The sequence below is a fragment of the Corallococcus sp. AB011P genome, assembly GCF_003611605.1.
GTDB classification, from domain to species: domain Bacteria; phylum Myxococcota; class Myxococcia; order Myxococcales; family Myxococcaceae; genus Corallococcus; species Corallococcus coralloides.
Genome location: NZ_RAVX01000027.1, coordinates 24,756 through 37,808 on the forward strand (window position 1 = coordinate 24,756; position 13,053 = coordinate 37,808).

At 70.8% G+C, this 13,053-nt stretch carries 12 protein-coding genes; 6 read left to right on the forward strand and 6 right to left on the reverse strand.

Annotated elements, in window-relative coordinates:
• Positions 1 to 11 precede the first annotated feature (11 nt).
• The 5 genes from D7X30_RS37505 (at position 12) to D7X30_RS37525 (ending at position 6,845) form a co-directional block, all read left to right on the forward strand.
• Positions 12 to 935, forward strand: a complete 924-nt coding sequence (locus tag D7X30_RS37505; RefSeq protein ID WP_233592046.1) for a hypothetical protein — start codon at positions 12 to 14, stop codon at positions 933 to 935.
• A gap of 127 nt (positions 936 to 1,062) precedes the next feature.
• Complete coding sequence (locus D7X30_RS37510; RefSeq protein WP_120567785.1) at positions 1,063 to 3,294, forward strand: DUF4139 domain-containing protein; 2,232 nt, start codon at positions 1,063 to 1,065, stop codon at positions 3,292 to 3,294.
• On the forward strand, positions 3,294 to 4,853 hold the full coding sequence (locus D7X30_RS37515) for a mucoidy inhibitor MuiA family protein (RefSeq protein ID WP_120567786.1): 1,560 nt from the start codon (positions 3,294 to 3,296) through the stop codon (positions 4,851 to 4,853). Before D7X30_RS37510 ends, D7X30_RS37515 begins: the two co-directional genes overlap by 1 nt.
• A gap of 14 nt (positions 4,854 to 4,867) precedes the next feature.
• The gene (locus D7X30_RS37520) at positions 4,868 to 5,632 is read left to right on the forward strand and encodes an alpha/beta fold hydrolase (protein WP_120567787.1); all 765 of its coding nucleotides are present in this window, start codon (positions 4,868 to 4,870) and stop codon (positions 5,630 to 5,632) included.
• Positions 5,633 to 5,639: 7 nt separating this feature from the next.
• Complete coding sequence (locus D7X30_RS37525) at positions 5,640 to 6,845, forward strand: DUF6348 family protein (protein ID WP_120567788.1); 1,206 nt, start codon at positions 5,640 to 5,642, stop codon at positions 6,843 to 6,845.
• A 9-nt stretch (positions 6,846 to 6,854) separates the two neighbouring features.
• Here D7X30_RS37525 and D7X30_RS37530 read toward each other — a convergent pair whose 3' ends face one another.
• From D7X30_RS37530 to def, 5 genes are all read right to left on the reverse strand, one after another.
• A complete protein-coding gene (locus D7X30_RS37530) occupies positions 6,855 to 7,289 on the reverse strand; it encodes a hypothetical protein (protein ID WP_120567789.1) in 435 nt (144 codons plus the stop codon).
• A gap of 142 nt (positions 7,290 to 7,431) precedes the next feature.
• Positions 7,432 to 8,592: an FAD-dependent monooxygenase gene (locus D7X30_RS37535; protein WP_120567790.1), complete on the reverse strand. Its 1,161-nt coding sequence runs from the start codon at positions 8,590 to 8,592 to the stop codon at positions 7,432 to 7,434.
• Positions 8,593 to 8,622: 30 nt separating this feature from the next.
• Positions 8,623 to 9,471 (reverse strand): MBL fold metallo-hydrolase, encoded by an 849-nt coding sequence (locus D7X30_RS37540; RefSeq protein ID WP_120567791.1) that lies wholly within the window; start codon positions 9,469 to 9,471, stop codon positions 8,623 to 8,625.
• 19 nt (positions 9,472 to 9,490) lie between these two features.
• The gene (locus D7X30_RS37545) at positions 9,491 to 10,558 is read right to left on the reverse strand and encodes an NADH:flavin oxidoreductase/NADH oxidase (RefSeq protein WP_120567792.1); all 1,068 of its coding nucleotides are present in this window, start codon (positions 10,556 to 10,558) and stop codon (positions 9,491 to 9,493) included.
• On the reverse strand, positions 10,555 to 11,181 hold the full coding sequence (gene def / locus D7X30_RS37550; RefSeq protein WP_120567793.1) for a peptide deformylase: 627 nt from the start codon (positions 11,179 to 11,181) through the stop codon (positions 10,555 to 10,557). The genes D7X30_RS37545 and def overlap by 4 nt, the downstream gene beginning before the upstream one ends.
• 138 nt (positions 11,182 to 11,319) lie before the next feature.
• On the opposite strand from def, the gene D7X30_RS37555 reads away from it, so the two are divergent.
• Positions 11,320 to 11,817 (forward strand): hypothetical protein, encoded by a 498-nt coding sequence (locus D7X30_RS37555; RefSeq protein WP_120567794.1) that lies wholly within the window; start codon positions 11,320 to 11,322, stop codon positions 11,815 to 11,817.
• 2 nt (positions 11,818 to 11,819) lie between these two features.
• Here the strand turns inward: D7X30_RS37555 and D7X30_RS37560 are convergent, their stop codons facing one another.
• Positions 11,820 to 12,971 carry a fatty acid desaturase gene (locus D7X30_RS37560; RefSeq protein ID WP_120567795.1) on the reverse strand — a complete coding sequence of 384 codons (1,152 nt, stop codon included), beginning with the start codon at positions 12,969 to 12,971 and terminating at the stop codon, positions 11,820 to 11,822.
• Between the last annotated feature and the right edge of the window lie 82 nt (positions 12,972 to 13,053).

The following is a 13,053-nucleotide window of genomic DNA, read 5'->3' on the forward strand; positions in this document are numbered from 1 at the left end:
CTTGGAGACAGATGATTCGCTCGAACTGGATGACGTGGTTCCCTGCCCTGCGGGTGTCCGCGGGCCTGATGCTGGCCGCGTGCGGCGGCCCGGAGGTGGAGACTCCCGGGCCGGGCGTGTCTGCCATTGGCACGATGGAGGGTGAAGCAAACTCGCCCATCTACGACCGGGCGCGCGCGTACGCCGCCGCCAATCCCAAGCGCGACGGTGGTTCGTGGAACCAGTGGTGCGGTTCGCTGATGGTCCGCTTCGGGCAGCTTCCGGACTCCGCCGTGCGTCCCACGGCCATCGAGGCCTACCGCGCTTCGCGCATCGTCTCCACGGACGCGTCCAAGGCGCTGACGGGGGCCTTCCACTGGTGGGACATCGGCTCCGCGGGCCACGTGGGCGCGGACCTGAATGGCGGCGGCGGCACGGTGTTCATGGCCACGTACAACCTCTCCCAGTCGTGGGGGGATGCGATTGGCGTCAACAGCGTCTCCGGCTACTCGTCGAAGACGGGCGCGCGCTACCTGGGCTGGTCCATGGACTACGCGGGCGGGAAGATCGCCGGCGGTGGCCAGTCACCGGGCGGCGGTTCGAGCAGCCTGCCGCAGACGACCACCGAGTTCGACGGCATCCCGGGTGAAATCTATTACAAGCGCATCCAGACGGTGGGCCAGCGCGACTACGGCTACACGGGCCCCATCGACGGCGTGACGGGGCCGAACACGGAGAAGCTCCGCGTGCGCATCACCGCGCGCGAACTGAACCGGCGCGGCGGCCCCCGCACCTCCTCCGAGGACGATGGCATCCCTGGCTCCATCTACTGGACCCGCGTGCAGACGGTGGGCCGGTCCTTCGGGTACACCGGCCCCATCGACGGCCTCCCCGGCGCGAACACGTACAAGGCCGAGCACAAGATCTGCGCGTACGCCGTGAACCGCGCGTTCTGACCTCGCACGGTGGCCCACCGCGCGGTGCGTGATCCGCGCCGTGGAAAGCCTTGCCTCCTCTTCTCCCCGGTCGCCATTCGCGACGGCCTCGGGGTAGCCTGCGGGCCTCTCACGGAAGAGGGGGCCCATGCGCGTCGTACCGTCCGTCCTGGAATCCGTCACCGTTCACGCCGAGGGCGCGCTGTGCACTCGCGCGTTCGTGCTCTCGCCCGAGAACGGACACCTGCCCGGTCAGGTCCGCGTCGACGGCCTGCCGCTGTCCCTGCGCACGGGTTCGCTGCGCGCCCGGGTGGTGGAGGGGCCGCCGGACCTCCTCGTCCGCGACCTCAAGCCGACGTTCGATGTGCGGATGCCACCGGAGTCGGAGCTGCCCGCGGAACAGCACGCGCTCGAAGCGGCGGAGGCCGCGCTGGCGGCCGTGCATGGCCGGCTGGAGCGGGTTCGCGCTGAAATCACGGCGCTCCGCGGCCTGACTCCCGCCTGGCCGGCCCCGCGCAAGGGTCACCCCCCGCGCGAGGCACCGCTGGCCTCGATGATGTCCCTCACGGGCTTCGTGGACGCGGAGCTGGCGGAGCTGCAGGCCCAGGAGCTGGACCTGGCTCGCCAGCACCGCGACGCCACGAACGAGCTGGAGCTGCGCCGCCGCCGCGTCCAGGAGCTGTCCTCCGCGCGGAGCGTGGACCGGACCCGGCTGTTCCGCGCGGCGCTGCTGACGCTGTCCGGCCCCATCGCCGCGAACGCGGACGCGCGGCTGGTGCTGGAGTACGCGGTGGCCGGCGCGCGCTGGGTGCCCACCTATGACCTGCGCCTTCCACGCACGCTGGAGGAAGGCACGCTGCGCATGCGCGCCGCGGTCGTCCAGCGGACCGGCGAGGACTGGACGGGGGTGCGGCTGGCGGTCTCCACCGCGAGCCTGGAGCGGCGCGCGGAGGTGCCAGAGCTGAAGTCACTGCGCATCGGACGCAGCCAGCCGGCCCCCGCGCGCTCGGGGTGGCGTGAGCCCGCGCCGGGCCTGGAGGAGCTGTTCGCGGGCTACGACGCCCTGCACGTCGCCCGCCCGGAGCCGGTCCTCCCCAAGCCTCAACCGTCGCCCATGCCCGCGCCGCTCAGGAATGAAGGCGCCTACGAGCAGGAAAAGCTCTACAAGGAGTCGGCCTCGTTCGGAGGAGCACCCGGAGCGCCGCCCAGCATGTCCGCGCCTCCTCCGCCGGCGCCCATGGCGCCGGCACCGAAGTCCTCGGGGGCCTTCCTGGGAGCGGTTCGTCCCTCGGCGTCCCGCCGCAGCGACACCGGCGCCATCCCGGAACAGAACATGCCCGCGTCCCGCGGCGGGGGTGGCATGGACCGCCTGCGCAGCAAGAAGCGCGCGGTCGCGGAGGAAGACCTCGACGACGCCCCGATGGCGGACCTGTCGATGGATGAAGAAGAGGGCGGCGCCGGCGATGAGCTCCGGAGCGCGGCGGGCCTGGAGCCGGCGGACCGTCTGTTCGACTACGACTCGCTGACGCTGGCCCCCGCGGCCTCCCAGGCGCAGCGCGGCCGGCTGCGTCCCCGCTCCGCGCTCGTCTCCCAGGCGATGCTGTCCATCACGTCGGTGAACGTGCAGGTGGAGGTGGTGCGCCTGGAGGCCCAGGCCTTCGTCATCGCCGAGTCCGTGAGCAGCGTGGCGCCCCCCACCTGGGCCGTGCCGCCGCACGACTCCGCCCGTCACTTCGATGCGCGCTTCGACGCGGACGCCGTCGCGGACGTGCCCTCCGATGGCGCGTGGCACACCGTGCCCATGCTGACGGTGCCCCTGGAACTCAAGGCCGAGTACGTGTGCGTGCCCTCCGTGGAGCCGCGCGTCTTCCGCACGGTGCGCCTGGACAACGCCTCGCCGCATCCGCTGCTCGCGGGGCCGGTGGACGTGACGCTCGGCGACGAGTTCCTGATGACGTCGCCCATGCCCACGCTGGGGCCGGGCGAGACGCAGCGGCTGGGATTGGGCGTGGAGGAGGCGCTCCAGGTGGCGCGCAACACCCGCTTCGACGAGGCCTCGGGCGGCATGTTCGGCAACAGCACGGTGCTCACGCACCATGTCTCCGTGGAGGTGGCCAACCACCTCTCCCGCGCCGCGAGCATCGCCATCTCCGAGCGGATCAGCGCGGTCCCTGAATCCCAGAAGGACGTCAAGGTGGAGGAGGCGGAGGTGGCGCCGCCCTGGCAGAAGCCCACGCCGCTGCCGGGTGAAGAGGCGGTGGAGGGCGAGCGGGTGTGGCGCGTGAGCGTCCCCGCTGGAGAGAAGCGTTCGATGAAGGCGACGTGGGTCGTGAAGCTGCCCGCCAGCAAGATGCTGAACGGCGGGAACCGGAGGACGTGATGCGCACTTCCATTCTGTTGCCCCTGATCAAGGTGACGGTCCTGGAGGACCGGGCGCTCGTCGAGCGCAGCGGCACGGTGACGCTGCCCCCAGGGCCCTGCCGTCTCGTGGTGGACGGGCTGCCGGCGGTGGCGGTGGACCGCTCGCTCCAGGCGAAGCTCACCGGCGGCATGGTGACCCAGGCCAGCCTGCGCCGCTCCATGCGCGCGGTGCTGCCCGAAGCGCTGCGCGAGCACCACTCGGAGCTGGCCCGCCGCGCCTTCGAACGCGAGCAGGTGCTGGCACGCGCCCAGGCGGAGGTGCGGCGCCTGGAGGCGAGGCACGGCCTGCTGGAGACCGCGCGCCGGGACATCCTCCGCGCCATCTCCGAGCGCACCGGCGCGGGCGAGGCGGATCCAGCGAAATGGAAGGAACAGCTCGCGACGGTCCGCCAGGAGCAGACCGCGGCCGACGATCAACTGAGGCAGTCCCGCCGTGAGCTGGGGCGCCTGGAGCGGCAGCACATCCAGGAGAGCCGCGACGTGCTGTCCCGCACGGAAGCGCCGGAGCCCAGGCTGGACGTGCGCGCCGAGCTGGACGTGAGCCACGCCGCGGGCGGTGAAGCGACGTTGACGCTCAGCTACCTGGTGCCGTGCGCCGCATGGCGGCCGGCCTACCGCGCGGTGCTGGGGCTCGCTGAGGCGGCGTCCTCGGTGAAGTTGGAGTGTGAAGCCGTGGTCTGGCAGAACACCGGCGAGGCGTGGAAGGACGTGACGCTGGCCTTCTCCACGGCGCGGCCCACGCTGGGCGCCACGCCGCCCCGGCTCACGGAGGACTGGCTCTCCCTGCGGGAGAAGACGTCGCGCGAGAAGCAGGTGGTGGACGTCTCCATGCGCGAGGAGTCCCTCCAGGAGACGGGCGAGGCGGGAACGACGAAGGCAGCGGACGCGCTGCCCGGCATGGACGACGGCGGCGAAGCGGTGACGCTGTCCGCGCCGCACAAGACCACGGTGCCGTCGGACGGCGAGGCGCACCGCGTGGCGCTGTTCGCGTTCACGTCGCCCGCCACGTCGGAGCTGGTGGCCTGCCCGGAGCAGTCACCGCTGGTGCACCGCGTGGCGAAGTTCGACAACACGGGGCCGGCGGTGTTGCTCGCGGGGCCGGTGGACCTGGTGCGCGCCAACGGCTACGTGGGCCGCGCGCAGCTCAAGTTCGCGGGCCGGGGCGAGCGCGTGAAGCTGGGCTTCGGCAGCGAGGACTCGCTGCGTGTGTCGCGGCAGGTGGACGTGGGCGAGGAGGTCGCCCGTATCACCGGCCGGCGCACGCGCACGCAGAAGGTGAAGCTGTTCGTCTCCAACATGGGCGCGAAGCCCGCGGCGCTCGCGGTGGAGGAGCGCATGCCGGTGTCGGAGGTGGAGGCCGTGGAGGTGGCGCTGCTCAAGGACGCCACGAAGCCCGCGCCCAGCAAGGTGAGTGACGAGGGCATCGTGCGCTTCGAGCTGAGCGTGCCGCCGCGCTCCCGTCAGACGGTGGCCTTCGGCTTCACGGTGGCCCGCGCCGCGAAGGTCGCGGGCCTGTAGGGAATCACCACGCCATGCCCTTCGCGACAAAGTCCGGCCGCCGCATCTACTACGAGGTCCAGGGCCACGGCCCTCCCCTGCTGCTCCTGCACGGGCTGCTCCAGCTGGGCTCGCACTGGTCGCTCAAGGGGTACCTGCCCGCGCTGACGGATGCGTACACGGTGGTGACGTTCGACTCGCTGGGGCACGGCCAGAGCGACACGCCGCACGACCTGGAGGCCTATGCGCTGAAGCATCGCGTGGAGGACGCGCTGTCGGTGCTCGACACGCTCTCCATCGACCGGGCCCATGCGTGGGGCTACTCGATGGGAGGCTGGACGGTGTGCGGCCTGGCGTCCTTCGCGCCGGAGCGGCTGGCGTCCTACGTGGTGGGCGGCTGGGATCCGGTGGTGGGCCTGCCCGTGGCCTACGCGGCCCTGGAGAAACAGCTCAAGCCCGGCACGACCGTGGATTGGTTCCAGGTGCTCCTGATGGGAGCACGGCGCGCGCCGGAGCTGGCGGAGGCCATCGACGCGGGAGACCTGGATGCGCTCCGGCTGTGCATGAAGGCCTGTGAAACCTCGGCAGGCCTGGATGAGGCGCTGGTGGGCTCCGGCAAGCCGGGGCTGCTGTACTGCGGCGTGACGGACCCGTACCACGACTCCATGAAAGCGGTGGCGGAGCGGGCCGGCGCGGCGTTCGCGACCATCGAACACGCCGACCACGGCGGCGCCTGGGCGAAGGCACCCAAGGTGCTGCCCCACGTCCTGCCGTTCCTCGAATCCGTCACACGGTCCTGAGGCTTCCATGACTTCAACTCCCGCGAACGAGCAACTAGCGGAACTCCTCCGTGCCCACGGCCTCGCCCTCCAGGAGGAGGGCGAATGGCTCCGCGTGAGCCCGCGGGGCCCGCGCCTCCAGGCAATGTTCACCGACACGCGAACCGAGCCGGGCAACTGCACACGACGGCTCGACGTCTGGTTGGAGCCATGGACCGGCCGGTGGGTTGTCGAGTCCGTGGTAGGCTTTGGCAATACGGAAGAGGAGGCCTTGAACGATGCCCTGACGAACTTCGGCCGGGCGAGCCTACACGTGCTCCTGGCCGCCTTCATTCGTCCTCCCGATGAGCATGTCACCGTCGCGACCTGGCAGGTCGGTGGCGTCGACCGGAAGGTCATCCTGGGCAATATCATCACCCGAGGCGACAACCCCGGCCCGAAACTCGAGGAGCTGTGGTTCAAGGCCTTCGAGAGCGCGCTCCGGTCGCTGCCGCTGACCTCCGGCACTCATTGGGTGCGCGTCTATTACGCCCAGAGGGAAGAGAAGCGCATGGCGCTGGAGGTGCTGCTCGACAACGAGCCATGGCAGGAACTGGCGGACCTGCTCGAGACCGCCCCCTGGCCCGCGGCCCCCGGGTTTCTCAGCCGGAGGCTGTTCCTGGTGCTCCAGGGCGGCGTGGACGTGAGCAGCGCGGTCGGGGCCTGGTTTGACGTTCCCGAGGACGAGGATCCGATTCCCCTGATCCAGCAACAGGGGGCGACCCTGCTGGAAGCGGAGAAGCTCTACGCCTATCTGCCCCTGGCCTTTGGCGAGATCTTGATGAAGCAGATGGGCGCGGTGTCTCCTCTCTCGGCCGACTTCACCGCCAATCCACCGATCGTCCAGCGGAGCGTGTTGTTGGCGGAGGATCCGCTGTGGCGCGATGCCGTCCATCTGTCGGAGCAGGCCCTCCGGGGGGAGACTGCCCTCACGGGTCAGCAAGTGGTCCAGCTCGCCTGCTCCTCAGCGACGATCCACACTCTCAATGACTTGATGAAACAGGGCGCGAAGGCGAAGGACATCCGTTTCACTCCGCCCCTCATCATGCTCTCGCCCAAGGCGATGGCGGAATGGTTGACGTCCGAGCCTTTCGTCTCGATCCCCGCCTCTACGCCCGCGGCACCTGTGGAATTTTTCGAGGTGGGACCTGTCGCGCCTGTGGCGCCCAAGCGTCCCTGGTGGAAGTTCTGGTAGCTGCCCTGATCAATTCGCGGACTGGATGGCGATCACCCGGACGTCGAAGTCCTTGCACCCGGCGTCCTTGCAGACGCCGTTGAGCCACGCCTCGCCCTGGCCGAACATCACGCCGTCGGCGTTGACGAAGAGGTCCTCGTAGCGCTGCCGGGTGATGACGTTGGCGATGGCCGGTGTGACGATGACGTCGTAGTGCCGCACGAACGCCGCGGCGTCGGGCAGCTTCACCTTCCTTCCGCCCACGTTCGCGGTGAAGGGATACGCCACCAGGGCGGCGACGGCTTTCGCGTCGTGCGCGGCCACCGCCTTCTGGAACGCTGTGAAGGCCTGCTCGTACTTCGCGGGCTCCCCGAGGATGCTCTGGATGCGGGCGTTGACGTCTCCGGTCCCGGCATCCGGCGTACCGGTGACGACATTGGGAGCGGCTGGCGGCGCGGCGCCCACCGGTGTTTCAGTGCGTTGACAGGAAGCCGCTGACACAAGGACAAGGGCGGCAATCCGCGTGGGCTTCGTCTGCATGAGTTCCCCCCGCCAGGGCAGGCTGCTCTCTCCTGGCAAAGACAAACTCTACAGAGCTTGATACGTCTCAGCGCAGGCCTTGGACCAGCGTCCATAGCTGGCGTCTCGCGGCCGACTGCGGGACTCGCCGGAATAGTGCATCACGGACAAAACGCGCGGCTCCATTCTCCCACTGGGCCACACGTCCCACCTGATGTGAGCGCACGACCAGCGCGTTGGCACGTTTCACCCGGCGGGACTCGTATGCACGCAGTGCGTCTTCCACGCTGCCCGGCGCCGCGAGGCATTCCCCCAGCACCACGCCGTCCTCGATGGCCTGACAGCCGCCCTGCCCCAGGTTCGGCGTCATCGGATGCGCGGCGTCACCCAGCAGTGTCACCCGGCCCCGGCTCCAGTGACGCACCGGCGGGCGGTCGTGGATGTCCGTGCGCAGGACGCGCTCGGGCGGCGTCGCCGCGAGCAGCCGCGCGATGGGCGCGTGCCATCCGGCGAAGCGCTCCTGGAGGACGGAGAGCGTCTGTCCCGGTGCATCCTCCGCCCCCGCGGGCGCGTTCAGCGTGGCGAACCAGTACACCTCGCCATGGCCAATGGGCACGATGCCGAAGCGGGCCCCGGGTCCCCACGTCTCGCTGACCTGCCCCGCCTCCACGAGGCCCGCGCCCGGGCAGACACCGCGCCAGCTGGTGTAGCCGGAGTAACGAGTGGGCTGCGCGCCCAGCAGGCCAGTCCGCACGGCGGAGCGCAGGCCATCCGCGCCCACCAGGACGTCGCCGGTGACGGTCTCGCCAGTGGACAGCGTCACCGTGACGCGGGCCCCGTCGTCCTCGAAGCCCGTCACGCTGACCCCCAGCCGAACGGCCTCCTCCGGGCCCGCGTGGGCGCGAAGGACGGCCTGGAGGCGCGCGCGGTGCACGGCCACCATCGGGATGGCCAGTTCGTCCTGGAGCGAGCGCACGTCGACGGCGGTGATCCGGGCGCCCGTCGAATCCAGGATGAGCGTCTGCTCCGCGCGTTCGCCCTCCGCGACCACCGCGTCACACAGGCCGATGCGGCGCAGGGCGACCGCGGCGTTCATCTGCACGATGATGCCCGCGCCCACCGGCCGCAGGGCTTCGGCGCGTTCGAACACCGTGGCTCGAAGGCCCGCGCGCTGGAGGGCACAGGCCAGCGTGAGGCCTCCAATGCCTGCTCCGGCGATGAGGACGTGGCGGGTGGATGCGGACGTCATGGCGGGCTCCGGTCATGCCGGCGCCACGGGTCAACCGAACCAGCGGCCGGCGTCAGGCGCGAAGACTCGCACGCGTTCGAGCAGCGACGCCGGCAGACGGGCCTGGAGCGTCGCGTGGACCTGCGCGGGGCTGTAAGCCTGACTGAAATGCATCAGGACCAGGGCCTCGTTCTGGAAGCGGTCCGCCATGGAGGCGATCTCTTCCAGGTGGATGTGGGCCCGCTCCTGCGCGTCGCGCACGGTGCGCTCCGCGTCGATGAACGTGCATTCGAGGATGAGCACGCGGCTGTCGAACAGCGACGGCTGGCGCTCCAGCACGTTGGAGAGGGTGTCCGTGCAGTAGGCCAGCTCCAGCCGCTCGACCTCATCGAACAGCGGCTCACCGGCCTGACGGCGGCGGCCAATCTCCGCGGGAGGCAGCTCGCGGAACTCGGGCTTGAGCTTCGCGACGCGGCGCAGGAACTGATAGCCCAGCGACGGCACGGGATGGTGAGTGCGAAACGCGCGAACCCACAGGTCCTGCTGCACCTTCACGGTGTCACCGGGGCGCATGGGAACGGTGCGGATATCGGACTTCATCCGGTGCAGCCGCCCCAGGGCCGCGAGCGCCTCCTGCACGGGCGCTTCAATCTCCGCCGGCAGGTAGACGAACGGCGGCCCCTTCCCCACGAGCGCGCGGATGCCCAGCAGCGAGCCCAGCGCGCTCGCATGGTCCGCATGCCCGTGGCTGAGGAAGATGCGGTCCGTGGTGGCGAAGGAGCGGATGGGGATGCCCGCGTCGAGCAGCACCCCCAGCTCCGGCACCAGGAGCGACGTGTACACGCCGCCCACGGACACGCCGCGCACGGTATAGGGCCCCGCCTGCACCTCGGTCAGCATGCGCGGAAGCCTACGCCGATCAGTTCTTCGCGCGCTCGTACTGGTGCGGCCACAGCACGTCCGCGCGCAGCTCCTTCGCGGCGCGCAGCGGCCAGTACGGATCCCTCAACAGCTCGCGCGCCAGGAAGACGACGTCCGCCTGTCCCGTGGCCAGGATGTGCTCGGCCTGGTACGCGGAGCGGATCATCCCCACCGCGCCCGTGAGCAGGCCCGTCTCCTTGCGCACCTGCTCCGCCAGCTGCGTCTGGTAGCCCGGCCCCACCGGAATCTTCGCGTACGGCACCACGCCACCCGACGAGCAATCCAGCAGGTCCACGCCCTCCTTCGCCACCAGCCGCGCCAGCGCCACCGAGTCCTCCGGCGTCCAGCCGCCCTCCACCCAGTCCGTCGCGGAGACGCGCATGGAGAGCGGCAGCGACTCCGGCCACTTCGCCCGCACGGCGCGCGTCACCTCCAGCGCGAAGCGCGTCCGGTTCTCGAACGTGCCGCCGTACTTGTCCGTCCGCTTGTTCGACAGCGGCGACAGGAACTCGTGCAGCAGGTAGCCGTGCGCCGCGTGCAGCTCGATGACCTGGAAGCCCGCCGCCTTCGCGCGCACCGCCGAGTCCGCGAACGCCTTCACGATGCGCTGGATGCCCGCCTCGTCCAGCGCGGTGGGCACCGGGTATCCCTCCTCGAACGCCTCCGTCGTGGGCCCCAGCACCTGCCAGCCGCCGTGCTCCGGATCCACGCGCTTGCCCGCGTCCCACGGCCGGGGCGTGGAGGCCTTGCGGCCCGCGTGCGCCAGCTGCACGCCGGACGCGGCCCCGTTCTGGTGCATGAAGCGGTTGATGCGCGCCAGTTGCTCCACGTGCGCGTCCTTCCACAGCCCCAGGTCCTGCGGCGAGATGCGGCCCTCCGGCTCCACCGCCGTGGCCTCCGTCAGCACCAGCCCCGCGCCCCCCACCGCGCGGCTGCCCAGGTGCACCACGTGCCACTCGTTCGCGAAGCCGTCGTCGCTCGAGTACTGGCACATGGGCGAGACGACCACGCGGTTGCGCAGGGTGATGTCCCGCAGCTTCAAGGGGGAGAACAGCTTGCTGCTCATGTCGGGTCCTTTCGGGGAAGCGAGGAGGTCTGCTCTGGCAATCCCAGCGCCGTGCGCACCTGGGCCGTGCTCTTGCCCAGCCAGTGCCGGCGGTGGTTCTCCTGCGTCGTGAGGCTGCGCGTCTCCATGCGGTCCACGTAGAGCGTGCCATCCAGGTGATCCAGCTCGTGTTGGATGATGCGCGCGTACCAGCCGCGCGCGGACACCGACACCGGCTGCCCGTTCTCATCCAGCGCCTCCACCCGCACGCCGCGCGCCCGGGCCACCAGCGCCGCGAGCCCGTTCACGCTCAGGCAGCCCTCGTGGAACTCCATCGGCGTGGGGTCCTCCACGACGAGCTTCGGGTTGATCAGCACGTGGAAGGCCACCGGCGAGCGCTCGCGCAGCGCCAGGTCCGCGGGCGACGCGCCGGCCTGATACTCGGCGCGGTCCTCGATGACCACCAGCCGCAGGCCCACGCCCACCTGGGGTGCCGCGAGCCCCACGCCGGGCGCGTCCCGCATCGTGTCGCGCATCAGCTGGATGAGCTGCCGCGTCGCTTCACTGCCGATTTCTTCAGGGGTCAGCTCCCGCGCGCGCTGGCGCAGCACCGGCTCCCCCGCCTGGACGATCTTGAGCACCATGGTGGCCCCACCGTAACAACCGCTCTCCCGCCGCGCCGCATCGCCGTGGGGCCGGCATGGGCCTGGCCGCCCGGCTCCCCACGAAGAGGGCAGCCCCTGGCGTGGAGGGGTGCCACTGACGGTAGGCTGTGTCGCACCATGGCTCGCCGCAAGAAGGCCGAAGAAACCTCCGCGCGCGTGCGCAACCTGCTCGCCCTCGACGCCGCGGGCATCATGCGCCGGCTGGCCGCACGCCGGGAGGACATGTTCCTCCTCTTCTCCCGCCTGCGCAGCCGCGACCCGCTGGTGGAGACGGTGGCCTCGCGCTACGCGGACGGCGCCTTCGCCCAGCTCATCCACCTGACCGAACAGGAGCAGGCGGTGGTGGACCACTTCTACGGGCGACTGGACGAGCTGCGCTGGTACTTCACCTATACCGAGGACATGCCCGGCACCGCGCACCAGACCTTCGGCGCGCTGCACCGCCGCCTGGAGGAGAGCTACCGCCTGTTCGTGGAGACCCTGGGCCTGCCCGTCCAACCCGACGGTGTGCGCGTGGTGAACGCGGAGGCCGTGCGCCAGGAGGACACGGCCACGGAAGGAGCGCCCGTGGCGCTCGCCCCGCTGCCTCGCCGCCGCCGCGCGCCGCCCGCCTGACGCTAGGCCGCGGAGGCTTCCGCGCGGGCGTCCGCGGCCGACATCTCAGGCGCCGCGGGCTTCACCAGCCGCTTCATGGACGCCTTGCCCACGACGACGTCCACCATCTTCCGCGCGCGCGTCCAGACGCTCTCCTGCACGTAGGGGATGCCGTACTTCTCGCAGAGGGCGCGCACGTGCGGCTGCGCCTCGCGGTACTTCAGCATCGGCAGGTCCGGCCAGAGGTGGTGTTCAATCTGGTAGTTCAGCCACAGGTGGGCGTAGTCGTTGAGGTCGCCGCCCGTGCGGTAGTTCGCGCTGCCCACCACCTGCTGCACCATGCGCTCCGCCTTGTTCGCGGGCGCGGAGTCGAAGCGGTACAGGTCCTCGCCGGTGTGGTTGGGGCCCACCACGAAGAACGTGTGCAGGTTGGTGACGACGTCCGCCAGCACGGAGTTGCAGAACACGCTGAAGGCCGCCCACGGCGACACCAGCAGGAACGCCGCCGGGTACAGCCCGAAGAAGACGGTCGCGTACGGCACGTAGCAGCGCGTGAAGAGCTCCCACAGCTCCGCGCGCGTCAGCGCCCCACCCTCGCGCCGGCCCTTGCGGCGCAGCGAACCCAGCGTCTCCGGCGCGTAGTAGCTCGCGCGCCAGGTGACGGCCAGGAGCGCCAGCTGCACGTAGCGCAGGGCCAGCGGCCGGCTGGTGCCACGCAGCGAGCCCTCCGCGTTGCGCTCCAGCAGGTCCGGATCCGCATCCTCGCCGGTGTGCGAGTGGTGCAGCACGTTGTGCTCGAAGACCCACGCCTCCGGCAGCATCCAGTCCAGCCAGTCCACGAACCGGCGGTTGCCCTTCGCGAAGCCCTTGCTGGTGCGCGACGCGGGCAGGCCCGGCACCCGGTCATAGCCCCGGTGCCCCACGTGGTGCATCAGCAGCCAGCGCGTGGAGCGGCCCAGGCCCAGCGCCACCGCGGAGAGCGGGTTGGGGGCAATCCACGCCGTGGCCACGCCCAACACCGACGCGACCTTCCCCCAGCGCTCCATCTTCCGCAGGTGCGCCGCGTCCGCCTCTCCCAGGTTCGCGTCCAGCCGGGCGCGCAGTTCCTTCAGCTCCCGGTAGAAGCCCTCCACGTCCACGGAGGCCAGGTCGAAATCGGGGGCAGCGCGGGACATGCGAAGGGACTCCTCGGGAGCGGGACGGGGACCACGGCCAATGCGGGCCGCACCGTAGCCTCCGCCCGCGCTCACGCAAAGC

Coding starts and splice junctions, on each gene's coding strand:
- D7X30_RS37505 (WP_233592046.1), top strand. CDS start 12: ATGATTCGCTCGAACTGGATGACGTGGTTCCCTGCCCTGCGGGTGTCC.
- D7X30_RS37510 (WP_120567785.1), top strand. CDS start 1,063: ATGCGCGTCGTACCGTCCGTCCTGGAATCCGTCACCGTTCACGCCGAG.
- D7X30_RS37515 (WP_120567786.1), top strand. CDS start 3,294: ATGCGCACTTCCATTCTGTTGCCCCTGATCAAGGTGACGGTCCTGGAG.
- D7X30_RS37520 (WP_120567787.1), top strand. CDS start 4,868: ATGCCCTTCGCGACAAAGTCCGGCCGCCGCATCTACTACGAGGTCCAG.
- D7X30_RS37525 (WP_120567788.1), top strand. CDS start 5,640: ATGACTTCAACTCCCGCGAACGAGCAACTAGCGGAACTCCTCCGTGCC.
- D7X30_RS37535 (WP_120567790.1), bottom strand. CDS start 8,592: ATGACGTCCGCATCCACCCGCCACGTCCTCATCGCCGGAGCAGGCATT.
- D7X30_RS37540 (WP_120567791.1), bottom strand. CDS start 9,471: ATGCTGACCGAGGTGCAGGCGGGGCCCTATACCGTGCGCGGCGTGTCC.
- D7X30_RS37545 (WP_120567792.1), bottom strand. CDS start 10,558: ATGAGCAGCAAGCTGTTCTCCCCCTTGAAGCTGCGGGACATCACCCTG.
- def (WP_120567793.1), bottom strand. CDS start 11,181: ATGGTGCTCAAGATCGTCCAGGCGGGGGAGCCGGTGCTGCGCCAGCGC.
- D7X30_RS37555 (WP_120567794.1), top strand. CDS start 11,320: ATGGCTCGCCGCAAGAAGGCCGAAGAAACCTCCGCGCGCGTGCGCAAC.
- D7X30_RS37560 (WP_120567795.1), bottom strand. CDS start 12,971: ATGTCCCGCGCTGCCCCCGATTTCGACCTGGCCTCCGTGGACGTGGAG.